The organism is Candidatus Skiveiella danica (assembly GCF_022705245.1).
Classification (GTDB): domain Bacteria; phylum Pseudomonadota; class Gammaproteobacteria; order Burkholderiales; family Burkholderiaceae_C; genus Skiveiella; species Skiveiella danica.
Map to the genome: position 1 here is coordinate 1 of NZ_JAKJEW010000006.1, position 23,152 is coordinate 23,152.

Consider the following 23,152-nt stretch of genomic DNA (forward strand, 5'->3'; position numbering starts at 1 on the left):
GCCGCGATCAGGCGCCAGAACAAGCCGACGATCCAGCCCAGGCCCACCACCGCACCGGTCAGCCCGATGGCCGCCAGTCGGGCATGCACATGGCTCCCCGTCACCCACAAGCCCCAGCTTGTCGCCAGCAGCACCAGCGGCGCGCGCAACTGCGGCGCCTCCAGGGCGCGCACGCCCAGCCATTTGGGGCCGGCCGTGAACAGAAAGCCCGTGAAAAACAGGGGAATGAATCCGAAGGTCATGACCGTCGCATGCACCAGCGAGGGCGATACCGCATAGGAGAGGTTCAGCAGCGCGCTGGCCCGGTCCACCTGCACCAGCGCCCACCAGCCGCCCGTGAACACCAGGACACCCATGGCCAGGAAAAACCCCAGCCGGTGCGGCGCCAACAACAGGTGTCGCCAGCGCCAGGCCGGATCAGGAGCCGGTGCGGCTTTTCCGGGCACTGCCCGCGTGGCAGGACGGATCGGGATCGGCGCCCGCGTGCTCACCCACAGGTCCCGAGGTGCCCGCACTGCGTGCAGTAATCGCAGCCGTCCTTGCGGATCACGGCATGGGCGCCGCATTCACTGCACTTCTTGCCCGCCATCACCGGGGGCGCCAGGCCGGCTGCCGCGCCGGCCGAAGGCTGGACGGCGGCAGCGCCCGCCGCCGCGTGGCTGGCGCGCCGCGCGATGATGTTCTGCACCGCGAAGGCGATGGCCGCGACCTCCGAGTCGTGCCACATCGGCACCCGCGTGCCATCGGCCTTTTCATACGTGCCCAGGCGCACGGGTCCGCGGTCCCACGCCACCTTGCGCATGTCGCCCAGCGCCCGCTCCAGGAAGCCGCCGCGCGCAGCCAGCGAAAGCATCCGCATGCTCGACGTGATCCATTGCTGAGACTCGCCGCTCTGGCCCACCGGCATGAAGAATTCGATCGCACGCTCGACGGTGCCCGAGCCTTCTGCCGCCGGAACCGGCAGGAAGGAGACGATCAGGTACAGCGTCTTGTGTCCCTCCTGCGTCCAGTACTCGACCTTCTCGGCCACCGCCGACAAGGCGCCCTTGGGCCGGCTTTCGATCACCGTGCGCATGGGATCCACCACAACGACCGGCGCCGAGGCCGCATCAGCCTTGGCGCTGCCGGTCTCCAGCACCGCGCCCAGAATGCTGTTGGGCCGGTAGGTGGCCAGTCCCTTGAGCCGCGCCCGCCAGGCTTGCGCGTACAGCCCCTTGAAATCATCGTAAGGGCAGTCCGCCGGCACATTCACCGTCTTGGAGATCGCGGTGTCGATGAAAGGCTGCACCGCCTCCATCATGGCAATGTGGCTGGCGGCGGACATGTCCAGCGCCGAGATGAAGTAGTCGGGCAGCTTGTCCACGTCGCCGCCGAATTCACGGTACAGCCGCCAGGCGTGGTCTTCCACCGCGTATTCGGTGGTGCTACCGTCGGACTCGCGCTTCTTGCGCCGGTACATCCACGAGAACGCGGGCTCGATGCCGTTGGAGGCGTTGTCGGCAAAGGCCAGGCTGACGGTGCCGGTCGGGGCGATCGACAGCAAGTGGCTGTTGCGGATGCCGTGCGCGCGAATCGCCTGCTGCAGGTCGCCGGGCAGGCGGCTGGCGAAGGTGCCGGCGGCCAGGTAGCCTTCGGCCTCGAATTTCGGAAACGCGCCCTTCTCGCGGGCCAGCGCCACCGAGGCGGCGTACGCCGCATCCCGCATGCGCGCCGCGATACGCGCGGCCATCTCCCGGCCGTCGGGCGCGTCGTAGCGCAGGCACAGCATGGCCAGCGCATTGCCCATGCCGGTGAAGCCCACGCCGATGCGTCGCTTTGCCGCGGACTCCTCGCGCTGCTGCTGCAACGGCCAGAACGTGACATCGAGCACGTTGTCGAGTGCGCGTACCTGCAGCGCGACGGAACGCTCGAAAGACTCGAAATCGAACGCCGGCACCCCATCGAAACCAAAGGGATGGCGCACAAAGCGCGTCAGGATGATCGGCCCGAGGTCGCAGCAGCCATAGGGCGGCAACGGTTGTTCGCCGCAGGGATTGGTCGCCGCAATGGCCTCGCAATAACGCAGGTTGTTGTCCAGGTTGATGTGGTCCAGAAACAGGATGCCTGGCTCGGCAAAGTCGTAGGCCGACTTCATCACCGTATCCCACAGTTCCCGCGCGGCCATTGTCTGGTAGACCCATAAGCCGTCCGCACGCTGGAACGCGCCCTGCGCGATCAGGCTGGCGCTGGGGCGCGCACGGTGCACCAATTCCCAGGGCTGGTCGTCCCCAAGCGCCTGCATGAACGTATCGGGCACCCCCACCGACACGTTGAAGTTGTTCCAGCGCCCCGGCGTGCGCTTGGCGGTGATGAAATCCATCACGTCCGGGTGGTCGATGCGCAGCACGCCCATCTGCGCGCCGCGCCGGGACCCGGCGCTCTCCACCGTGGAGCAGGACTGGTCGAACACGTTGATGTAGCTGCACGGCCCCGAAGCCACGGAGGCGGTGGCCTTGACCTCGGCGCCACGCGGGCGAATGCGCGAGAAATCGTAGCCCACGCCGCCCCCACGACGCATGGTTTCGGCCGCCTCGCGCAGGGCTTCGTAGATGCCGGGGTAACCGCCATCGTCCACGCCCTGGATGCAGTCGCCCACGGGCTGCACAAAGCAGTTGATCAGGGTAGCCTGGATATCGGTGCCGGCCGCGCTCATGATGCGGCCCGCGCCGATGGCGCCGGCATGCAGGTTGTCCAGGAACAAGGCCTCGTACTTCGCCCGATCGGCTTCGGACTCGACCGAAGCCAGCGCACGGGCGACGCGCCGATAAACGTCCTCAAAGCCGCTTTCACCGGCTTTGAGGTATTTTTCCTTCAGCACGTCGTGGCTGATGGGCTGGGTCGCGGTGGCGTCCTGGGGACGGCCAAAGCTGTCGCGTTTCATGAAAAGTGCTCCAAAAATGCAGGTGCCCGGCGCTGGCCACCCTGCCAGCGGGCACCGTCGAAATCCAGTGATTCGGTACCCGGGCCGCTTGCGCCAGGTGGTCGGCCCGAAAACCGACAGCATAGTCCTTTGGTGAAGCCCCCGGACATTTGCGACGCGATCTTCTCCATTCTTTGACCTGAGACAAATTTGTCGGCTCGGAGGCTGCCAGTCTTGCAAGACCGCGGCCGCCGACGCCCCGGTTCACAAATCCAGGATCTGCCCATCATGCTCGACATAGGCTTGGTAGGGACCGGTTCCACTGTTGGACGCCTGCGAGGCCGGCACGAAATCACCTCGCTGTGCGTCGAAGACATGAATTTCCCCTTCCTCGATCACGTAATGCCAGCCGTGCAAGGTGAGATGACCGCTTTCGACCTGGCGCCGCACCATCGGGTACTCCATCAGCCTTTCGAGTTGCAACACCACCGCGCGCTGCTCGCTGCGGTAGTGCGCCTCTGGGCTGGACTGCACGGGCAGGATGGCCTCGTCGGCCAGCTTCAGCCAGGCCTTCAGGTTGCGGGCTTCGTCGGGCACGCCTTCGTACGCCGCGCGGATGGCGCCGCAATGGGTGTGGCCACAGACGATGATGCGCTCAACCTTCAGGTTCAGCACCGCAAACTCGACCGCCGCCATGGTGCCGTGCAGGCCATGCGAGCCATCGTACGGGGGCACGAAGGCGCCCACGTTGCGCACGATGAACAACTCCCCCGGGCCAGTGCCGGTGAGCAGGTAGGGAACCAGACGGGAGTCGGAGCAGCCGATGAACAAGGTCTTGGGATGCTGCCCCTGGGCCACCAGATCCTGGAACCGCTGCTGGTGCAGCGGGAAATACTCAGAATGGAACGATCGCAGACGCAGCAGCAGATCGTCCTTTTCGCTGGCCTTGTCAGTCATGGCACCAGAACCGCAAAGACTCCTCCAGCAGCAGCGTATTCACGTCGATCCCCTGCACCCGCGCCTCCCCGATCAGCGAACGCAGCGAGTTCTCCCGCGCCATGGCTTGCCGCTGCACCGCCAGATCGCCCGCGATGGACGCGCGAGCCTGGAGGTAGGGGATCGGTCGGCCCTTGCGCCGACCCAACACCTCGATGATGTGAAAGCCGTGTCCGGTATGGATCAACCTGGGATGCACGCCCATGCCCCACCGCGAGTGGCGCTGGTCGAACAGTTCATTGGCCAGTTCCGGCTCGCAGTCATGCGGACCGATCCATCCCATATCCCCGCCGATCGCCCGCGTAGGACAGGCCGACAGCTCGGCCGCCAGCTCGACAAACCGCTGGGGCGCGACACCGGGGCGCGACAACTCGACCAGTGCACGCTCCGCCTGGACCAGCAAGGCGTGAACATTGACCTCCGGCGCCACCGCGAACAGGATATGCCGCACATGCAAAGCCTGCCCTTGCAGGTAAGCGTGGCTGTTGGCCGTGTAATAGGTCTGGCATTCTTCCTCGGTCGCGGGCGGGAGCGGCTCTGACGGGTCCAGCATCGCAAGCATCACGCGCCGCGCGGCGTCGTCAACCGGTGGCGCAACCGTTCCCGGTGCGTCGGGCAACAGGCCGGCGGCCACCGCCCGCTGACGCAGAATCTCGCCCACCACCCGAGTGGACAGACTAACCGGATCGGCGTAAAGATCCGCATCGGGCAGAAGCACATCATTGACGGTAACTGCGGGGAGTGAAACGGTTGCCGCCGCGCACTGGCAAGCGCCGCTACCACACCCCGTGACCACCGTCGACTGACGCTTCATTCGACCTTCCCCACGTCCTGCCTGTCACAACAACCGGAATTCAACTGAAACGCCCGCCGCCCGTGCGCCTGAGCACTCACTGGACCAGGGGCGTCTCGGCGGCCTCGATATCGACCCCTTCGATGCGGGCTTGTCCCGCCAGCACGCGAAGGTACTGGCGCAACGCGGTCACGTAGGCCGTCTGGCGCAACGCCATGGTCACGGCGCCCCGCACGGGCTCAAAAGGCTGCTCCACGCCGGGATCGCGTTCCAGAACCTCGACCACATGCAGGCCAAAGCGGCTGTGCACGAGCCTGGGCAGCACGCCCACCTCCGCATGGCCGAACAGCTCGCGTGCGAACTCCGGCGCGCACGCCTCGGACGTCAGCCAGCCCAGGTCTCCGCCCGCCGACCCGCTGGGGCAGTTGGACAGGCTGGCCGCCGCTTTGGCAAATGCGTCTTCGGCGGCCTTGGCGTCATGACAGCGCACGTCCAGCAAGGTGGCCTCGGCGCGCTGGCGCAGGGCGCTCACATCCACGCCCTGTGTGACCGCGAACAGGATGTGACGCGCCCGCACCCGCTCACCGGTGCTGTAGAGCGTCCGATGGGCGGCATGGTGCCGCCGACAGGCCTCTTCGGAAGGTTCCGGCACCACCACGCACTTTTCCAGCAGCGCCTCGATCGCCTCGCTGGCCGCTTCGCTCAGCACGCCGTCATCCGACGGCGCATCGGCGCCGTCAAGCAGGCCCTCGGCGATGGCAGCCTGTCGCAACAGCTCGGAGCAGGCGCGCTGGCGAAGCTCTTCGTCACTCAACATGCCATCGTTTGACTGCAAAGCCACGCCATTGACGCGAGCGAAGCCGGTCGGTGTGATCGTCGTATCGGCCATGTTCACTCCTCAGACGCCAGCGCCGGAGCGAGGCTGTGTTTGACCGGCCGGGACGTTCAGGCGCCGGGCACGAACCACCTGGTGCGGACGCACCAGATAGGCTGCTGTGCCAAAGCCGCTCCACACATGCACCAGCCGGGTGAACGGGAAGATCAGGAAGATGCTCATGCCCAGGAACATGTGGGCCTTGAAGATCCAGCCGGCTTCGGCCAGCAGTTCGGGCGCACCGGCGCGGAAGGTCACGATCCGCTGCGACCATTCGGCCAGCTTCATCATCATGCTGCCGTCCAGGTGCTGGGCCGACAGCGGCAGGGTCGCCAGACCCAGGGCCAGTTGCAGCCACAGCAGCACCAGCAGCACGATGTCGCTGGTGCGCGAGTTGATCCGGATGCGGGGGTCGCTCAATCGCCGATGCAGCAGCAGGCTGACGCCGATAAAGCCCAGCACACCGGCCACGCCACCTGCCACCATCGCCCCGAGCTGCTTGGTGCCGGCGCTGACGAAGTGCTCGTACACGAAATGGGGCGTCAACATGCCGACAAAGTGGCCAAAGAACAGAAACAGAACGCCGATGTGAAACAGGTTGCTGCCCCAGCGCAGCTGGCCGGCTCGCAGCAACTGCGAGGAGTCGCTCTTCCAGGTGTACTGGTCGCGATCGAACCGGATCAGGCTGCCCAACAGAAAGACCGTGAGGCAGATATAGGGGTAGTAGCCGAAAAGGAAATTGTCGAGTGCGTTCATGGTGATACTCCTTGCTGTACCGCGGACTTGCCCCCGGCAAGCGCCTTTTCTGTTTTCACGAAATGAATGGGTTGAGACTGACCCGGTTTGGTCTGTCCTTTCGACGAGCAGCCGTCAAAGGCCACCGGCTCCTCCCAGGCGATGTCCAGTTCCTCGTCCGGAACAGTCTTGACCGCCTGCGCGCGCTCGCCGCTGAGTTCCAGCAGCGCACCCAGCACGCTCGCATAGGGACTATGGCGTTGCTGCAGGGCGCTGAAGATCACGCTGAAGATGTGCGCCATCTCGCTGAGGAAGGCGCGTGCCTCTTTCGGTGGCTGCGTTGAAACGAACTCCAGCACCACCGGCAGGTAGTCGGGCATCTCGCCGGGGGCCAGGAAGAGGCCGGCCTTCTCGTAGGTCTGCGCCAGGTCGATCATCGCCGGCCCGCGGTCACGCGAGTCACCGTGGACATGCTCGAACAGGTGCAGCGATGTGGAGCGGCCGCGATCGAAGATCTGCACGTACTCCGCCTCGTTCTCGATCGCGTTGCCGCGCTCCAGCGTCGTCATCAGGACATCGAGTTCCGCCGCCCGGGTGGGCAGCACGGCACCTTCGGCGCGCAGGGCCTGACGCAGGTCCGGCACATGCGCGCGCAACTCGGCGTCCGGGTACGACAACAAGCGTGCCAGAACCCGCAGGCTCAGGGATGCATTGGGGTGTGCCATGGCTCAGACCTCCGCCTTGATCGGGATGGTGCGCCGTTTCGCCCCTCCGAACAGACTCGCCTCGCTGGCGCCGTCCGAACACCCGTTGCCGAAGGAGAAGCCACAGCCACCCCGCAGGTCGAAGGTGTTCTCGGCGTACTCGCGGTGCGTGCTGGGGATCACGAAACGGTCCTCGTAGTTGGCAATCGCCATCACATGGTACATCTCCTCCACATCCGCCTGCTTCATCTGGACCTGGTCCAGCGCAGCAGTGTTGATGCGGCCATCGACATGCTTTTCGCGCTGGTAGGCGCGCATCGCCAGCATGCGTTCCAGCGCGCGCTCCACCGGCTGGGTATCGCCGGCTGTCAGCAGGTTGGCCAGGTATTTCACGGGGATGCGCAGCGACTTGACGTCGGGAATCTCGCCGTTGATGCCCATCTGGCCGGCGTTGGCCGCGGCGCTGATCGGTGACAGCGGCGGCACGTACCAGACCATGGGCAGCGTGCGGTACTCGGGGTGCAACGGCAGCGCCACTTTCCAGTCCACCGCCATCTTGTACACCGGGCTCTTGCGCGCAGCCTCCATCCATTTGTCGGGAATGCCGTCGATGCGGGCCTGCTCGATGACCTTGGGGTCGTTCGGGTCGAGGAAGATGTCCAGCTGTGCCTGATAGAGGTCGCGGTCACGCTCGACGCTGGCGGCTTCCTGGATTCGATCGGCGTCGTAAAGCAGCACGCCGAGGTAGCGGATCCGGCCCACGCAGGTCTCGCTGCACACGGTCGGCTGGCCGGCTTCGATCCGCGGGTAGCAGAAGATGCACTTCTCGGCCTTGCCCGACTTCCAGTTGTAGTAGATCTTCTTGTACGGGCAACCCGACACGCACATGCGCCAGCCGCGGCACTTGTCCTGGTCGATCAGCACAATGCCGTCCTCCTCGCGCTTGTAGATCGAGCCCGACGGACACGACGCCACGCAGGCCGGATTCAGGCAGTGCTCGCACAGCCGTGGCAGGTACATCATGAAGGTGTTCTCGAACTGTCCGTAGATGTCCTTCTGGACATCGTCGAAGTTCTTGTCCTTGCTGCGCTTGGAAAATTCACCGCCCAGGATTTCTTCCCAGTTGGGGCCCCACTCGATCTTCTCCATGCGCTGGCCGGTGATCAGGCTGCGTGGGCGCGCGGTGGGCGCCGCCTTCATCTCGGGCGCCGACTGCAGGTGGTCGTAGTCGAAGGTGAACGGCTCGTAGTAGTCGTCGATCTGCGGCATGTTCGGGTTGGCGAAGATGCGCATGAGCAGCTTCCACTTGGCCCCCTGGCGCGGTTCGATCTTGCCGCTGGCCTTGCGGACCCATCCGCCATTCCACTTGTCCTGGTTCTCCCATTCCTTGGGATAACCGATGCCGGGCTTCGTCTCGACGTTGTTGAACCAGGCGTACTCCATGCCGGGACGACTGGTCCAGACGTTCTTGCAGGTCACCGAGCAGGTGTGGCAGCCGATGCATTTGTCCAGGTTCAGGACCATGCCGATTTGTGCGCGAATTTTCATGTTCTTCTCCTTAGGCGTGGGTGACTGCGGATGTTGCGGATGAACCTTCGTCATCCATCCAGTCGACCTTGGCCATCTTGCGCACCACGACGAACTCGTCGCGGTTGGTGCCGATGGTTCCGTAGTAGTTGAAGCCGTAGCTGAACTGCGCGTAGCCGCCGATCATGTGCGTGGGCTTGAGCACGATGCGTGTCACCGAGTTGTGAATGCCGCCGCGCACGCCCGTGATTTCCGAGCCGGGGGTGTTGATGATCTTCTCCTGCGAGTGGTACATCAGCGTCATGCCCGGGTTGACGCGCTGGCTGACCACCGCACGGGCCGCAATCGCCCCGTTGATGTTGAAGACTTCGATCCAGTCGTTGTCCACAATGCCGGCGGCTTTGGCGTCGGTCTCGCTGAGCCAGACCACGCTGCCGCCCCGGTTCAGGGTCAGCATCATCAGGTTGTCGCTGTAGGTGGAGTGAATGCCCCACTTCTGGTGCGGCGTGATGAAGTTCAGCGCGATTTCCTTGTGGCCGTTGGGCTTGATGCCCTGGATGCCCGCCGTGGTCTTCAGGTCCACCGGCGGACGGTAGCTGCTGAAGCCCTCGCCAAACGCCGTCATCCAGGGGTGGTCCATGTAGAACTGCTGGCGCCCGGTCAGGGTACGCCATGGAATCAGCTCATGCACATTGGTATAGCCGGCGTTGTAGGACACCGTCTCGGACTCGATGCCGCTCCAGGTCGGCGAGCTGATGATCTTGCGCGGCTGCGCCTGGATGTCGCGGAAACGGATCTTCTCGTCCTCGCGGTACAAGGCCAGATGGGTATGGTCGATGCCGGTCTGTTTGCCCAGCGCGCGCCAGGCTTTCACCGCCACGTGGCCGTTGGTCTCCGGCGCAAGCTGCAGCACCACTTCGCAGGCGTCGATGTCGGTGTCGATCTTCGGCATGCCGATGGTGGCGCCCTCGTCCGTCACGAGACCGTTGAGCTCGCCGAGCTGCTTGACCTCGATCTTGGTGTCCCAGGCGATGCCCTTGCCACCGTTGCCCACCTTGTTCATCAGTGGGCCCAGGGCGGTGAAGCGCTTGTAGACATTGGGGTAGTCGCGTTCCACAACGGCCATGTTGGGTGCGGTCTTTCCCGGGATCAGATCGATCTCGCCACGCTTCCAGTCCTGCACGCCGAAGGGCTGGGCCAGTTCGGCCGGTGAGTCGTGCATCAGCGGCGACAGCACCATCTCGCGCTCGACACCCAGATGGCCGACACAGACCTCGCTGAACTTTTTCGCGAAGCCCTTGTAGATGTCCCAGTCGCTGCGTGACTGCCAGGCGGGATCGACGGCCGTCGACAGCGGATGGATGAACGGATGCATATCGCTGGTGTTGAGGTCGTTCTTCTCGTACCAGGTGGCGGTGGGCAGCACGATGTCCGAGTACAGGCAGGTCGTGCTCATACGGAAGTCCAGCGTGACCAGCAGGTCCAGCTTGCCCTCGGGCGCCTTTTCGTGCCAGACGACCTCGGTCGGCTTGGCTTCGTCCTTGCCCATGTCCTTGCCCTGCACGCCGTTGCTGGTTCCCAGCAGATGCTTCAGGAAGTACTCGTGGCCCTTGCCGCTGGAGCCCAGAATGTTGGAGCGCCAGACAAACAGGTTGCGCGGCCAGTTGTCCGGGTGGTCCGGGTCCTCGCAGCTCATCTTGAGCGATCCGTCCTTCAGGCTCTTGACGGTATAGGCCTTCGGGTCCATGCCGGCCGCATCGGCATCACGCACCACCTGCAGCGGATTGGTCTTGAGCTGGGGCGCTGACGGCAGCCAGCCCATGCGCTCGGCGCGCACGTTGTAGTCGATCATGCTGCCGCCATAGGCGGCCTTGTCGGCCAGGGGCGAGAGCACCTCTTCCATGCCCAGCTTCTCGTAGCGCCACTGGTCGGTGTGCGCATAGAAGAAGCTGGTGCTGTTCTGCTGCCGGGGCGGGCGGATCCAGTCCAGCGCGAACGCCAGTGCGGTCCATCCGGTCTGGGGCCGCAGCTTTTCCTGGCCCACGTAGTGCGCCCAGCCGCCACCACTCTGGCCAATGCATCCGCACATCATCAGCATGTTGATGACGCCGCGGTAGTTCATGTCGGCGTGATACCAGTGGTTCATCGCTGCGCCAATGATCACCATGGACTTGCCGTGGGTCTTGTCGGCGTTGTCAGCAAACTGGCGCGCCACGGTGATCAGCTGCTCGCGCGGTGTGCCGGTGATCCGCTCCTGCCACGCGGGTGTGTAGGGGGTGTCGTCGTTGAAGTCCTTCGCGGCCATCTCGCCCGGCAGGCCGCGCGCCACGCCGTAATTGGCCACCTGCAGATCGAACACGGTGGCCACCAGCGCTTCGCGCTTCTCGCCCTCCTTGCCCAGCGAAATGCGCTGCACCGGCACCGTTCGCACCAGCACGTTGTTGCTGGCGTCGCCGGTGGCATTGTTCGGGAAGTGTTCGCTGACGATGCCGCCGAAATAGGGGAAGCCGACCTTGGCCGTTTCCGCGCTTGGGTCCTGCCCCTCCATCACAGAGAGCTTGAGCTTGACGGCGTTGCCGTGGCGGGCCTCCTTGGCTTCGAGATTCCATTGGCCTTCGTCGGCACGCCCGTCCGGACCCCAGCGGAATCCGATCGCGCCGTTGGGCAGGACCACCTTGCCGCTTTCATCCAGGGCCACCGTCTTCCATTCCGGATTGTTGGCAGCGCCCAGCTTGCCATTGAAGTCCGAGGCGCGAACGTAGCGGTCCGGCACCATCACCGTTTCGCCAGAGGGCAACTGCTGTTCTTTCAGCATCACCAGCATGGGCATGTCGGTATAGCGGCGAACGTAGTTGTCGAAGTACGAGCTGCGCGGCTTGCCGCCATCCGGGAAGTAGAACTCCTTCAGGATCACGTGGCCCATGGCCATCGCCACCGCCGCGTCGGTGCCCTGCTTGGGCTTCATCCAGATGTCGGACAGCTTCGCCACCTCGGAGTAGTCCGGCGTGACCGCCACCGTCTTGGCACCCTTGTAGCGGACTTCGGTGAAGAAGTGTGCATCCGGCGTGCGCGTCTGGGGCACGTTGGAGCCCCAGGCAATGATGTAGGTCGAGTTGTACCAGTCGGCCGACTCCGGCACATCGGTCTGCTCGCCCCAGATCTGCGGGCTGGCGGGTGGCAGGTCGCAGTACCAGTCGTAGAAGCTCATGCACACGCCACCGATCAGGCTCAGGTAGCGGCTGCCGGCGGCATAGGAAATCATGGACATCGCGGGGATCGGGGAGAAGCCGACGACGCGATCCGGACCGTATTTCTTGATCGTAAAGACGTTGGCCGCAGCAATCATTTCATTGACTTCGTCCCAGTTCGCGCGCACAAACCCCCCCAGGCCGCGCACGGTCTGGTATTCCTTGCGCTTCGCGTCGGACTGGGCAATCGAGGCCCAGGCCTCCACCGGGCCCATGGCAGCGCGCGCCGCCCGCCACAGCTTGAGCAAGCGACCGCGCACCAGCGGATATTTCACCCGGTTGGCGCTGTACAGGTACCAGCTGTAGCTGGCGCCGCGGGCACAACCGCGCGGCTCGTGGTTGGGCATGTCCCAGCGGGTGCGCGGGTAGTCGGTCTGCTGGGTTTCCCAGGTCACGATGCCGCCCTTGACGTAGATCTTCCACGAGCAGGAACCGGTGCAGTTCACGCCGTGGGTGGAACGCACGATCTTGTCGTGCGCCCAGCGGTTGCGGTAGGCATCCTCCCAGGTGCGGTCTTCACCGGTGGTGACGCCATGGTCGCCCGCGAAGGGCTCCCTGGGACTTGAGAAATAGTTCAGTCGGTCGAGGAAATGACTCATTTGAATCTCCAGAAAACAGCTTGAAAAGCAGTGGGGTGGCGGCCGTCGGGCGACGCGTCAGGGGTTCTTGATTTCGGAACCGGCGCGCAGGTAGAACCACCAGTTCAGCACCAGGCACAGGGCGTAGAAGATGGCGAAACCGTACATGGCCGTCTGGGGCGTGCCCGCCTTGATCTGGGCACCGATCACCACCGGGGCAATGAAGGCGCCGTAGGCGGCCACGGCCGAGGTCCAGCCCAGCACGGGGCCGGTCTGCTGGCGGTCGAAGATCACGCCGATGGTGCGGAAGGTGGAGCCGTTGCCGATGCCGCTGGCGGCGAACAGCAGGACGAAGAGCCACATGAAGGTCGAGAAATACTGCTCCGGCGTGGCCGAGCCATAGGCCTGCATCATCACGTAGCCGACCGCGCCCGAGGCCACCACCATCACGGCAGAGATCACCTGGGTCACGATGGAACCACCGACCTTGTCGGAGATCCAGCCGCCCACCGGACGGATCAGCGCGCCGACGAAGGGGCCGATCCAGGCATAGGTGAGGGCCGAGGGGGCATTGGGATTCTTCAGGGTGTGCTGCATGACGCCTGCCGCATCCGGCACGTGGCTCACGCCGAAGATGACCGTGATGGACAGCGGCAGCGCCATCGAGAAGCCGATGAAGGAGCCGAAGGTCACGATGTACAGCAACGTGAGCGACCAGGTGTGCTTGTTGCTGAAGATCTCGAACTGCTTGGCGATGTTGCCTTTCATCTCGCCGAAGGCGGCCAGCTTCATCACCAGCAGCGTGGCGACGATGATCAGAGGCAGCGCCACCCACATGTTGAGCAGGCCCAGTCCGGTCGGGGCCGGAAGATACAGGTACAGGCCCAGAGCGCCAACCGCGCAGGTGATGCCCCACAGGTAGATGATCTTGGCAAACGCTGCCAGGGTGCCGCCGTAGTTGGGCGACAGGGTCATGAGGTTGTTCATGCCGAACCAGGCGGCCAGAACCAGCGGCGCCAGGATGGCCGCCCAGATGAAGCCGGCGTTCTGGATGTAGGTGGGCGTGCCGGCCACGATCTTGCCGAGAATCCAGCCACTGTCCTTGAGCAGCACCATGGAGCCACCACCCGCCGCGCCGAACACGCCGACCGTCATCACCAGCGGAATCAGCACCTGCATGGTGGTGACGCCGAAATTGCCCAGGCCGGCGTTCAGACCCAGTCCAGTGCCCTGCAGGCGCTTGGGAAAGAAGCTGGAGATGTTGGACATCGAGCAGGCAAAGTTGCCGCCGCCGATGCCCGACAGGAACGCGCAGGCCTGGAACACCCACAGCGGTGTGTTCTTGTCCTGCAGCGCGATGCCGGTCCACACCGCCGGAATGATCAGCAGCGCGGACGTCAGAAAGATGGTGTTGCGCCCACCGGACAGACGGATGAAGAACGAAGCCGGAATCCGCATGGTCGCACCCATCAGGCCGGCGATGGCGGTCAGCGTGAACATGTCGGCGGGCTTGAAGGGGAAGCCCAGGTTCAGCATCTGCACCGTGATGATGCCCCACATGCCCCACACGGCAAAGCCGACGAGCAGGTTGGGAATCGAGATCCACAGGTTGCGGTAGGCCACCGATTTGCCACTGTTGTTCCAGAATTTGTCGTCCTCGGGCCGCCAGTCGGTGATGTCGGCGCGTGAGTAGGTTTGAGTTGTCATGATGGAAATCCTTTTCTTGGTAACCGGTGCGTGGCTTCAGGCGTGACCGGCCGCTCGGGCGCGACCACCCATGACCGATGTGCCGCGCACCTCGGTCCAGTACATCCAGATCAGCGAGACCCAGACCACGCCGTACATCAGCATGAAGGCGCTGGAGCGGATGCCGGTGAGGTCCATCATGGCGCCGAACATGATGGGCAAGACGAATCCGCCCATGCCGCCGGCCAGCCCGACAATGCCGCTGATGGTGCCGATGTTGGTGGGATAGTCATCGCTGATGTATTTGAAGACGCTGGCCTTGCCGAAGGCCCAGGCGATGCCCAGGATGAACATCAGCGCGGTGAACAGATAAACGTTCAGGCCGAGGTGGAAGGTGGTCGGACCATTCACGGTCTGGATCGTGAAGTCGGTCTGCGGGTAGCTCAGCAGGAACAGGCAGATCCAGCTCACCCACAGCACCCACCAGGTCACGCTGTGGGCACCGTACTTGTCGGACAGCACGCCGCCCAAGGCCCGCAGCACGCCGCCGGGCAGGGAGAAGCAGGCCGCAAGCAGGGCTGCCACACGGATGTCCAGGCCGAACTCGCCCACGTAGTACTGCACCATCCACAGCGACATCGCCACATAACCGCCGAAAACGATGCTGTAGTACTGGCAGTACTTGATGACTTTCGGGTCTTTCAGCGCCTTGAGCTGGTCCATGAACTTCACGTTGCTCGGCACCAGGTGCTTGGGATCGCTGGAGCTGAACATCCAGAACAGGATCAGGGTGCCCAGCATGATGGCGGCGTACACCTGCGGCACCATGGTCCAGCCGAAGCCCACCAGCAGCACCGGCGCGATGAACTTGTTGACCGCTGCGCCTGAGTTGCCGGCGCCATAGACACCCATGGCCATGCCCTGGCGGCGCGGGGGGAACCAGCGCGCCACATAGGGCGTGCCCACCGAGAACGAACCGCCCGCCAGACCGACGAACAGGCCGATGGTCAGGAAGTGCCAGTAAGCAGTGGCGTAGCTCATGAGCCAGATGGCCGGCACGGTGATCGCCATCAGGATCGCCATCACGATGCGGCCGCCGTACTTGTCGGTCCAGATGCCCAGCGGCACTCGGATCAGCGAACCGGTGAGCACCGGCACCGCCGTCAGCAGGCCGAACTGGGTGGAGTTCAGGTTGAGCGCCTTCTTGATCGGGATGCCGATCACCCCGAACATCATCCAGACCATGAAGCACACCGTAAAGGCCAGCGTGCTCACGATCAGGACGGACCAGGCCTTTCTTGAGTTGTTCAGTTCGGAACGCATGCTTTTTTCTCCAGAAATTGCATGGACCGACTGTCGGCCTTGCGGCGCCTTCTGAACATCCGCCGATGGAACGCCATGGCGCCGCCAGAAGAACGATGGGGGCCTTGGCCCCCATCGTTCTGAAGAACTACCCGCCCTGGTTTAGCCGGGGTGTTTGATCTGGATCAACCGACGCCGCGCGCGGCAGCGTATACGGCGGCCTGGACCCGTGAGCTCAGGTTGAGCTTGCGCAGGATGTGCTGGACATGGATCTTCACGGTGGTCTCGGCGATGTCGAGGTCGCGCGCAATGACTTTGTTGCTGGCGCCGCGCGAGATCAGCGTCAGGATCTCGCGCTCGCGCGCCGACAGGATTCCGAGCCCATCCCCCGGGACGGAGGCCGCTTCCCCGGCATTCACATTGAACGGCGTCGGCACGGCCTGGGAAGCCGCGCTGCCACGGAAGGCCGCCACCAGCTTGCTGGTCATCTCCGGACTCACCACCGATTCACCCTCCAGCACTTTCAGGATCGAATCGCTGAGGTCTTCGGCATTGATGGTCTTGAGCAGGTAGCCGTCGGCCCCCGCCTTGAGCGCGGCCGACAGATCCTGCTCGTTCTCGCTGACCGTCAGCATCAGAATCTTGACCTCGGGCGCCACCTCCTTGAGCCCGGCAATCGCATCCACACCGCGCACGCCCGGCAGGTGGTTGTCCAGCAGGATCAGGTCGGGCTGCTCACGTGCCACGCAGCGCACGGCCTCGCCCGCATCGGCGGCTTCGTGCAGCACGACGAAACGTTCCTCCTGCGTGAGCAGGGCGACCAGACCGCGACGGAACAGGGGGTGGTCGTCCACGACCATCAATCGAACGGGTTTCATCAGCAGGAAATCTTCAGGATGTCGGAACAGTGGTCGTCATCGCATCGGGCCGGTGCTCGGGGCTGGCCGTCTGGCCGATCGCCACCGGATGCGGCGGCAGGGTCAGCGTCACGGTGGTGCCGGCACCGTGCGCCGAGGTGATTTCGACCTCGCCGCCTATGCGGGCGGCACGCTCGCGCATGATCTTCAGGCCGACATGCGACTCGCCGCGAACCTGGCTGACGTTGAAGCCGGCGCCATTGTCGTGCACCGCGAAGCGCCAACGCTGGCCCTTGCGCACCTCCAGCGACACATGGGAGGCCCCGGCGTGCTTGCGCGCGTTGGACAGGGCTTCCTGCACGACATGCAGCACCTGGACTTGCACGTCCGCCGGCAGCGGCAGTCCGTCGCCATGCACCTCCAGCCGGGCCGGCAGGCCGGTCTGGTGTTCGAATTTCTGCAGGGTCTCCTGCAAGGCCTGCTCGATGTTCTCGGTGTTGGTCCGGGTGCGGAAATGCACCAGCAGTTCACGCACGTCATTGATGCTCTCGCGCACCCCCGCGTCGAGCTCGTCCAGAATGCTGTTCAGCTTTTCCGGCTGCCCGCGCTGCGCCGCACTGCGCAGCAGCTGGACCTGGATCTTCATGAACGCCAAGGACTGGGCGATCGAATCGTGCAGCTCACGCGCCAGCAGCGCGCGCTCCTCGCCCACGGCGGCCTCGCGCTCCAGCGCCTCGGCGCGCAGGCCTTCCAGCGCGCTCGCCAGGTGGCTGGCCAGCGCGTCGAGCAACTCGGTTTCCTCGGTGCTCAGCGTCACCGGCGATCGAAAGAACAGGTCGAACTCCCCCAGCAGGCGGTGCTGCAGCCGGATCGGCACACTCACCAGGCTCTCGAACCCGGCGCGCGCGCAACCGCGCACGGGTTGCGCCTCGTGTGCCAGGATCGGGATCACCCGGGTGCGGGCATCCGCGCGCAGGTTGCCGCAGGCGCAAGCACCGGCCAGCAGGCTGCGCTCCTCTTCCAGCATGTCCTCGGGAAAGCAGTCGGAGGCCAGCATCAGATAGCGCTGGTTGGCGTCGTCGGCCCAGCGCACGGCCACCGCGTCGGCCTTCATCACCGCGCGGACCTTGCGGGCAAAGCCCTGCGTCAGCTCGTCGATGGTGTTGGCCTCGGCCAGGAAGGCGCTGACCTCGTACAGCGCGGCCAGGCGTGCCCGCTGCGACTCGATCCGGTGGGTCTTGGCCTCGACCTGAGCCTCCAGTCCGCCATACAGGGACTGCAGGGTGGCGGCCATGCGGTTGAAGCCGCCGGCCACCTGGCCGAATTCGTCCTGGGCCTCCACCTCGATCCGGGTCGAAAAGTCGCCCGCTTCCACCTGCTGCAGGCCCTGGCGCAGGTGCGCCAGCGGGTTGATCACGTACATGTAGCCGGTGAACAGCATGACCACCGCGCCGATGATGGCCAGCGCCATCATCACGAACTGGAACAGGTTGAGGATGGCGGTCAGGCGCGACAGCTGCTGTTCGATGGACAGCACCAGCGCATCGATGGCCGTGACGAACTCCTCCGCGGTCCGCATCGAGTCGATCGCGCTCATCGCGGGCCCGGCGAGCCACTGCCCGCGCCGGTGGGTCCAGATCCGGTCCACCAAATCGAATTTGGCGTCGACCGTCTCATCCCAGGGCACGAAAAGGGGACGCGAGGCATCGCCGGAGCGCAACAACCGGATGCTGTCGTCGAACTGGCTCACCAAGGCGTTCAGCTCCTGCGCGGGTATGCCGGCCTGAAACGCGCTCGCCAGCCGCCAGGTCTGCATGCGCATGCGCCCGGCCTCGTTGACCGCCGCCGCGCCGCCTTCGAGCTGCCAGGTGACCCACAGGGTCAGGCTGATCGACGCGAGCGCCACCACCAGCAGGCTGGCGCCAATGCGGATCAGCTTGGTGGACAGGGAGGCGGTGCCGAACATGGCGCGAGGTTAACCGGCCTTTGGCGGTGCCGGAAGTGGGCGGACCCTAGGGCCTGTCATCAAATAATTGCTCCGTGATGGAATTGGATGACAGTCCCTATTCCACCGTCACGCTCTTGGCCAGGTTGCGCGGCTTGTCCACGTCGGTGCCGCGCGCGCAGGCGGTGTGGTAGGCCAGCAGCTGCAGTGGCACCACGTGCAGCAGGGGGCTCAGAGCCCCATAGTGCTCCGGCATGCGGATCACGTGCACCCCTTCGCCGCTCTCGATGCGGGTGTCGGCATCGGCCAGCACATACAGCACGCCGCCGCGCGCGCGCACCTCCTGCATGTTGCTCTTGAGCTTTTCCAACAAGGCGTCGTTGGGCGCCACCGTCACCACCGGCATGGCGGCGGTGACCAGCGCCAAAGGCCCGTGCTTGAGCTCGCCGGCCGGGTAGGCCTCGGCGTGGATGTAGGAAATCTCCTTGAGCTTGAGTGCGCCTTCCAGCGCAATCGGGTAGTGCAGGCCCCGGCCCAGGAAGAGCGCGTTTTCCATCGTCGCGAAGTCTTCGGCCCAGCTGATCACCTGCGGCTCCAGCGCCAGCACGGCCGACAGGGCCACCGGCAGATGGCGCATGGCCTTGAGGTGGGCGGCCTCGGCGGCATCGTCCAGGTACCCGCGCACCTGCGCCAGCGCCAGCGTCAACAGGAACAGCCCCGCGAGCTGGGTGGTGAAGGCCTTGGTGGAGGCCACGCCGATCTCGACGCCCGCGCGGGTGATGTAGGCCAGGCTGCATTCGCGCACCATCGCGCTGGTGGCCACGTTGCAGATGGTGAGCGTGTGCGTCATCCCCAGCGATTGCGCGTGGCGCAGCGCGGCGAGGGTGTCGGCCGTCTCGCCGCTCTGGCTGATGGTGACGACCAGCGTCTTCGCATCGGGAACCGATTCGCGGTAGCGGTATTCGCTGGCCACCTCGACCTGGGTCGGCATTTTCGCGATCGCCTCCAGCCAGTACTTGGCGGCGCAGCCGCTGTAGTAGCTGGTTCCGCAGGCCAGGATCAGCACCTTGTCGACGGCCTTGAACACCCGGTACGCGCCGTCCCCGAACAGCTCCGGCACGATGCCCTCGACCCCTTCGAGGGTGTCGGCGATGGCGCGCGGCTGCTCGAAGATTTCCTTCTGCATGTAGTGCCGGTACGGGCCCAGCTCGGCGGCACCGCTGTGGGCCTGCACCGTCTTGACCGGGCGTTCCACCGGCCGGTGAGCCCTGTCCACGATCCAGTAGCGCCCCAATTGCAGGTCCACCACGTCACCTTCGTCCAGATAGACGATCTGGTCGGTCACGCCGGCCAGCGCCATCGCGTCGCTGGCCAGGAAGTTTTCCCCGTGCCCGCTGCCTACGCCCAGGATCAGCGGTGAGCCGGCCCGCGCGCCGACCACGCGGTGCGGCTCGTCCTTGTGGAACACGGCGATGGCGTAAGCGCCATGCAGCTGCTTGACCGCCGACTTGACCGCATCGAACAGATCACCGTCGTACAGGCTGTCCACCAGGTGCGCAATCACCTCGGTGTCGGTCTGGCTGGCAAAGACATAGCCGCGGGCCTGCAGGGCCGCACGCAGCTCCTCGTGGTTCTCGATGATGCCGTTGTGCACCAGCGCCACCCGGCCGGCGCGGGCTGGAGCGTCCGCGCCCGGCCCGTGGCTGAAATGCGGGTGTGCGTTATGCACCGCCGGCGCGCCGTGCGTGGCCCAGCGCGTGTGGGCGATGCCGGTGCCGCCCTGCACGCCGTCGGACGCGACCTGGCTCATCAGCTCGGCCACGCGCGCGGTGCTGCGGGCGCGTTGCAGGCCCGCGCTGGCCGACCCGGGCAGGCTGGCACCGTGCACCGCCACACCGCAGGAGTCGTAACCGCGGTACTCCAGTCGCTGAAGGCCTTGCACCAGAATCGGGACGATGTTGCGCGTGGAAACCGCGCCGACGATGCCGCACATGACACACTCCTTGAAAAACAGGCCGTGGACTGTACGACCTTCATCACGAACAATGTGGTCGTTTTGTGAAATTTATTGAAATATCATTCCACATACCCCTGTTGTTGAATTAATCGTTCAAAATATCTACAACAATGGAATCAATTGACATCGACGAAACCGATCTGCGCCTGCTCGATGCCTTGCAGCGCGACGCCTCGCTCAGCAACCTGGCGCTGGCGGCACAGGTGCACGTGTCGCCGCCCACCTGCCTGCGCCGTGTCAAGCGGTTGCTCGACGCCGGGCTGATCGAGCGCCAGATCGCCATCCTGAGCGCCGACCGCCTGGCGCCCGTGCTGGGCCATGGCCTGAGCGCAGTGGTGGAGGTCTCGCTGGATCGCCAAGGTGCCGAACTGCTCGACGCCTTCGAGCAACGCGTTTCGACCGACGACGCGGTGCAGCAGTGTTACCGTGTCTCGCCCGGGCCGGACTTCGTGCTGATCGTGCACGTGGCCGACATGCCGGCTTACCAAGCGCTGGCGCAGCGCCTGTTCACAGCCGATGCCAACGTGCGCAACGTGAAGGCATTTTTCAGCGTCAAACGCGCCAAATTCGAGCCAAAACTGGTCATTCCCAGCGCCGGACGGCCATAAGGCGCTTCTGAAACAATAGCAACCGGATTCAGCCTTTTTGCTTCACGGGCCGCGCCCAGTGGCTCAGGCTGACCTGCTTGCCGCGCGCCACGCTCAACGCACCCGGCGGCGTGTCCTTGGTGATGGTGGAGCCGCCGCCCACCGTGCCACCGGCACCGATGGTCACGGGCGCCACCAGCACACAGTTGCTGCCGATGTGCACGTCGGCCTCGATCACGGTGCGGTGCTTGTTGGCGCCGTCGTAGTTGGCGGTAATGGAGCCGGCGCCGTAGTTCACCCGTTCACCCACCGTGGCGTCGCCCAGGTAGGCCAGGTGGTTGGCCTTGGCGCCTGCCGCCAGCGTGGAGTTCTTCACCTCGACGAAGTTGCCGATGTGCACCTCACGTCCCAGCACCGCGCCCGGGCGCAGCCGCGCGAAGGGGCCGACCAATGCGCCCTCGCCGACCTGCACGCCCGCCTTTTCGCCATCGATGTGAGTGAAGGGGTGGATCACCGCGCCGGCCGCGATCGTGGCGTTGGCAATGACGCAGTTGGCGCCCACGCGCACACCGTCGCCCAGCAACACGGCGCCCTCGAAGAGGCAATTGACGTCGATGTCCACATCCTGGCCGCACTGCAGCGTGCCGCGCACATCCAGGCGCGCCGGATCGGCCAGCCGCACGCCCTGCTCCATGAGCGCGCGCGCCAGGCGCTTCTGGTGCTCGCGCTCCAGTTCCGCCAGTTGCAGCGGGCTGTTGATGCCGGCCACCTGCAGCGCATCGTCGATGCGGTGCGCCACCACCGGCACGCCATCGGCCACGGCGAACTTGACCACGTCGGTCAGGTAGTACTCGCCCTGGGCGTTGCGGTTGTCCAGCCGCGCCAGCCAGCCTTTGAGCAGGCGCGCCGGCACGGCCATGATGCCGCTGTAGACCTCGTGGATCTGGCGCTCGGCCTCGGTGGCATCCTTCTGCTCGACGATGGCCAGCACCGGTGCAGCATCGCCCGCGCCGGCGATGTCGTCCCCCGCCCAGTCGGCATGACCCCGCACGATGCGGCCATAGCCGGTGGGGTCGGCGAAGTCGATCGTCAGCAGCGCCAGGCGCTGACCGGCACACGCCGCGATCAACGCGCGCAAGGTGTCTGCCGCAATCAGCGGCACATCGCCCGAGAGCACCACCACCACGCCGTCGTCGGGTAGCAGAGGCACCGCCTGTTGCACCGCATGCCCGGTGCCCAGCTGCGGCTCCTGGCGCACGCATTTCATGTCAAAACCGGAGTATCCCAGCGCCAAACGGTCAATCTTTGCTTCAACTTCCGTAGCGCCATGACCGGTGATGACCACGCAGGAACGGGCGTTCAACCCTGCGGCCGTGTCGGTCACGTGCTGCAGCAACGCGCGCCCGGCCAATCGATGCAACACTTTGGGCAGGCGGCTTTTCATGCGCGTGCCTTTGCCGGCGGCCATGATGACGACGTCCAGCGGCGATTGGCGAAATTGGGTTTCAGGGCTTGTCAAGGATGCGGACATGAAGGTTTTTTCCGGGTTTCTGAGGATTATCGGTCTGTGCGTGGCCAGCCTGCTGCTGGCCTCGTGCAGCCTGGTGAAGCTCGGATACGGCCAGCTGCCCGACCTCACCTACTGGTGGATCGACTCCTACATCGACGTCACGGACGCGCAGACGCCACGGCTGCGCCGCGAGCTCGACGAACTGGCGCAATGGCACCGCACCAACGAACTGCCCCGGCTCGCGCTGCTGCTGCAGAAATCACAACAGCTGGCACCCGGCCCGATCAGCCCGGCGCAGGCCTGTGCCCTGTTCGAAGACGGACGCGAGCGCTTCAACGCCGTCACCGCACGCGCCGAGGGCCTGGTGCTGTGGCTGGCGCCCTCGCTGAGTGCGGCCCAGATCGACCACATGGCAGCCAAATATGCCAAGGTCAACAAGGAGTGGGACGACGACTGGCTGCGGGGCACCCCCGCCGACCAGCTCAAGCACCGCGTGAAGAAGGCGACCGAACGCTTCGAGATGCTTTACGGCAGCCTGGACGACGCACAGATCCAGTTGCTGCGCACCGAGCTGGCCGGCGCCAGCTACGACGCCCGCATGCTGCGCAGCGAACGCCTGCGCCGCCAGGAGGACATCCTGCAGACCCTGCGACGCGTGAGCACCGGCAACGCCCCGCCCGAGACCGTGCGCGAGTCGCTCAACGCGCTGCTGATTCGCCTCACGACCCCGCCCGGGCCCGCCGGCAAAGCCTATGCCGAAACCACGCTGCGCGAAAACTGCGCCTTGTTTGCCCACCTGCACAGCAGCACCAGCGCCGTGCAGCGCGCCCGGGCCGTCAAGACGCTGAGAGGCTATGAGGAGGACTTCCGGGCCCTGTCGGCAACCCGTTGACG

At 65.2% G+C, this 23,152-nt stretch carries 17 protein-coding genes; 2 read left to right on the forward strand and 15 right to left on the reverse strand.

Annotation, left to right across the window (positions count from 1 at the left end; translation table 11 throughout):
- From ACMUOY_RS04835 to glmS, 14 genes are all read right to left on the reverse strand, one after another.
- A partial coding sequence (locus ACMUOY_RS04835; protein ID WP_413891564.1) for an NnrS family protein occupies positions 1 to 392 on the reverse strand: 392 nt, incomplete at its 3' end.
- Positions 393 to 487: 95 nt separating this feature from the next.
- Positions 488 to 2,920 (reverse strand): adenosylcobalamin-dependent ribonucleoside-diphosphate reductase, encoded by a 2,433-nt coding sequence (locus ACMUOY_RS04840; protein ID WP_413891565.1) that lies wholly within the window; start codon positions 2,918 to 2,920, stop codon positions 488 to 490.
- Positions 2,921 to 3,163: 243 nt separating this feature from the next.
- A complete protein-coding gene (locus tag ACMUOY_RS04845; protein ID WP_413891566.1) occupies positions 3,164 to 3,856 on the reverse strand; it encodes a carbonic anhydrase in 693 nt (230 codons plus the stop codon).
- On the reverse strand, positions 3,849 to 4,709 hold the full coding sequence (locus ACMUOY_RS04850) for a peptidylprolyl isomerase (protein WP_413891567.1): 861 nt from the start codon (positions 4,707 to 4,709) through the stop codon (positions 3,849 to 3,851). Before ACMUOY_RS04850 ends, ACMUOY_RS04845 begins: the two co-directional genes overlap by 8 nt.
- Before the next feature lie 76 nt (positions 4,710 to 4,785).
- Positions 4,786 to 5,577: a peptidylprolyl isomerase gene (locus ACMUOY_RS04855; RefSeq protein ID WP_413891568.1), complete on the reverse strand. Its 792-nt coding sequence runs from the start codon at positions 5,575 to 5,577 to the stop codon at positions 4,786 to 4,788.
- A gap of 9 nt (positions 5,578 to 5,586) precedes the next feature.
- Positions 5,587 to 6,318: a respiratory nitrate reductase subunit gamma gene (gene narI / locus ACMUOY_RS04860; protein ID WP_413891569.1), complete on the reverse strand. Its 732-nt coding sequence runs from the start codon at positions 6,316 to 6,318 to the stop codon at positions 5,587 to 5,589.
- On the reverse strand, positions 6,315 to 7,022 hold the full coding sequence (gene narJ, locus ACMUOY_RS04865; protein WP_413891570.1) for a nitrate reductase molybdenum cofactor assembly chaperone: 708 nt from the start codon (positions 7,020 to 7,022) through the stop codon (positions 6,315 to 6,317). The genes narI and narJ overlap by 4 nt, the downstream gene beginning before the upstream one ends.
- A gap of 3 nt (positions 7,023 to 7,025) precedes the next feature.
- Positions 7,026 to 8,549, reverse strand: a complete 1,524-nt coding sequence (gene narH / locus ACMUOY_RS04870) for a nitrate reductase subunit beta (protein ID WP_413891571.1) — start codon at positions 8,547 to 8,549, stop codon at positions 7,026 to 7,028.
- A gap of 10 nt (positions 8,550 to 8,559) precedes the next feature.
- A complete protein-coding gene (locus tag ACMUOY_RS04875) occupies positions 8,560 to 12,375 on the reverse strand; it encodes a nitrate reductase subunit alpha (protein WP_413891572.1) in 3,816 nt (1,271 codons plus the stop codon).
- A gap of 57 nt (positions 12,376 to 12,432) precedes the next feature.
- On the reverse strand, positions 12,433 to 14,061 hold the full coding sequence (locus ACMUOY_RS04880; RefSeq protein ID WP_413891573.1) for an antiporter: 1,629 nt from the start codon (positions 14,059 to 14,061) through the stop codon (positions 12,433 to 12,435).
- 36 nt (positions 14,062 to 14,097) lie between these two features.
- Positions 14,098 to 15,363: an MFS transporter gene (locus tag ACMUOY_RS04885; RefSeq protein WP_413891574.1), complete on the reverse strand. Its 1,266-nt coding sequence runs from the start codon at positions 15,361 to 15,363 to the stop codon at positions 14,098 to 14,100.
- Between the two features lie 164 nt (positions 15,364 to 15,527).
- Complete coding sequence (locus ACMUOY_RS04890) at positions 15,528 to 16,220, reverse strand: response regulator (RefSeq protein ID WP_413891575.1); 693 nt, start codon at positions 16,218 to 16,220, stop codon at positions 15,528 to 15,530.
- 13 nt (positions 16,221 to 16,233) lie between these two features.
- Positions 16,234 to 18,165 carry a type IV pili methyl-accepting chemotaxis transducer N-terminal domain-containing protein gene (locus ACMUOY_RS04895; protein WP_413891576.1) on the reverse strand — a complete coding sequence of 644 codons (1,932 nt, stop codon included), beginning with the start codon at positions 18,163 to 18,165 and terminating at the stop codon, positions 16,234 to 16,236.
- Positions 18,166 to 18,262: 97 nt separating this feature from the next.
- Positions 18,263 to 20,137, reverse strand: a complete 1,875-nt coding sequence (gene glmS, locus ACMUOY_RS04900) for a glutamine--fructose-6-phosphate aminotransferase (protein ID WP_413891577.1) — start codon at positions 20,135 to 20,137, stop codon at positions 18,263 to 18,265.
- Positions 20,138 to 20,271: 134 nt separating this feature from the next.
- Here glmS and ACMUOY_RS04905 point away from each other — a divergent pair, with 134 nt between their 5' ends.
- Positions 20,272 to 20,769 (forward strand): Lrp/AsnC family transcriptional regulator, encoded by a 498-nt coding sequence (locus ACMUOY_RS04905; RefSeq protein ID WP_413891578.1) that lies wholly within the window; start codon positions 20,272 to 20,274, stop codon positions 20,767 to 20,769.
- 28 nt (positions 20,770 to 20,797) lie between these two features.
- Here ACMUOY_RS04905 and glmU read toward each other — a convergent pair whose 3' ends face one another.
- On the reverse strand, positions 20,798 to 22,279 hold the full coding sequence (gene glmU, locus ACMUOY_RS04910; RefSeq protein WP_413891579.1) for a bifunctional UDP-N-acetylglucosamine diphosphorylase/glucosamine-1-phosphate N-acetyltransferase GlmU: 1,482 nt from the start codon (positions 22,277 to 22,279) through the stop codon (positions 20,798 to 20,800).
- On the opposite strand from glmU, the gene ACMUOY_RS04915 reads away from it, so the two are divergent.
- On the forward strand, positions 22,278 to 23,150 hold the full coding sequence (locus ACMUOY_RS04915) for a DUF6279 family lipoprotein (protein WP_413891580.1): 873 nt from the start codon (positions 22,278 to 22,280) through the stop codon (positions 23,148 to 23,150). The two genes, glmU and ACMUOY_RS04915, sit on opposite strands and share 2 nt — an antisense overlap.
- The last annotated feature ends 2 nt before the right edge of the window (positions 23,151 to 23,152 follow it).

Bases quoted from the DNA above. Each gene is read 5' to 3' on its own strand.
- ACMUOY_RS04840 (WP_413891565.1), bottom strand. From the start codon at position 2,920: ATGAAACGCGACAGCTTTGGCCGTCCCCAGGACGCCACCGCGACCCAG.
- ACMUOY_RS04845 (WP_413891566.1), bottom strand. From the start codon at position 3,856: ATGACTGACAAGGCCAGCGAAAAGGACGATCTGCTGCTGCGTCTGCGA.
- ACMUOY_RS04850 (WP_413891567.1), bottom strand. From the start codon at position 4,709: ATGAAGCGTCAGTCGACGGTGGTCACGGGGTGTGGTAGCGGCGCTTGC.
- ACMUOY_RS04855 (WP_413891568.1), bottom strand. From the start codon at position 5,577: ATGGCCGATACGACGATCACACCGACCGGCTTCGCTCGCGTCAATGGC.
- narI (WP_413891569.1), bottom strand. From the start codon at position 6,318: ATGAACGCACTCGACAATTTCCTTTTCGGCTACTACCCCTATATCTGC.
- narJ (WP_413891570.1), bottom strand. From the start codon at position 7,022: ATGGCACACCCCAATGCATCCCTGAGCCTGCGGGTTCTGGCACGCTTG.
- narH (WP_413891571.1), bottom strand. From the start codon at position 8,549: ATGAAAATTCGCGCACAAATCGGCATGGTCCTGAACCTGGACAAATGC.
- ACMUOY_RS04875 (WP_413891572.1), bottom strand. From the start codon at position 12,375: ATGAGTCATTTCCTCGACCGACTGAACTATTTCTCAAGTCCCAGGGAG.
- ACMUOY_RS04880 (WP_413891573.1), bottom strand. From the start codon at position 14,061: ATGACAACTCAAACCTACTCACGCGCCGACATCACCGACTGGCGGCCC.
- ACMUOY_RS04885 (WP_413891574.1), bottom strand. From the start codon at position 15,363: ATGCGTTCCGAACTGAACAACTCAAGAAAGGCCTGGTCCGTCCTGATC.
- ACMUOY_RS04890 (WP_413891575.1), bottom strand. From the start codon at position 16,220: ATGAAACCCGTTCGATTGATGGTCGTGGACGACCACCCCCTGTTCCGT.
- ACMUOY_RS04895 (WP_413891576.1), bottom strand. From the start codon at position 18,165: ATGTTCGGCACCGCCTCCCTGTCCACCAAGCTGATCCGCATTGGCGCC.
- glmS (WP_413891577.1), bottom strand. From the start codon at position 20,137: ATGTGCGGCATCGTCGGCGCGGTTTCCACGCGCAACATCGTCCCGATT.
- ACMUOY_RS04905 (WP_413891578.1), top strand. From the start codon at position 20,272: ATGGAATCAATTGACATCGACGAAACCGATCTGCGCCTGCTCGATGCC.
- ACMUOY_RS04915 (WP_413891580.1), top strand. From the start codon at position 22,278: ATGAAGGTTTTTTCCGGGTTTCTGAGGATTATCGGTCTGTGCGTGGCC.
- glmU (WP_413891579.1), bottom strand. From the start codon at position 22,279: ATGTCCGCATCCTTGACAAGCCCTGAAACCCAATTTCGCCAATCGCCG.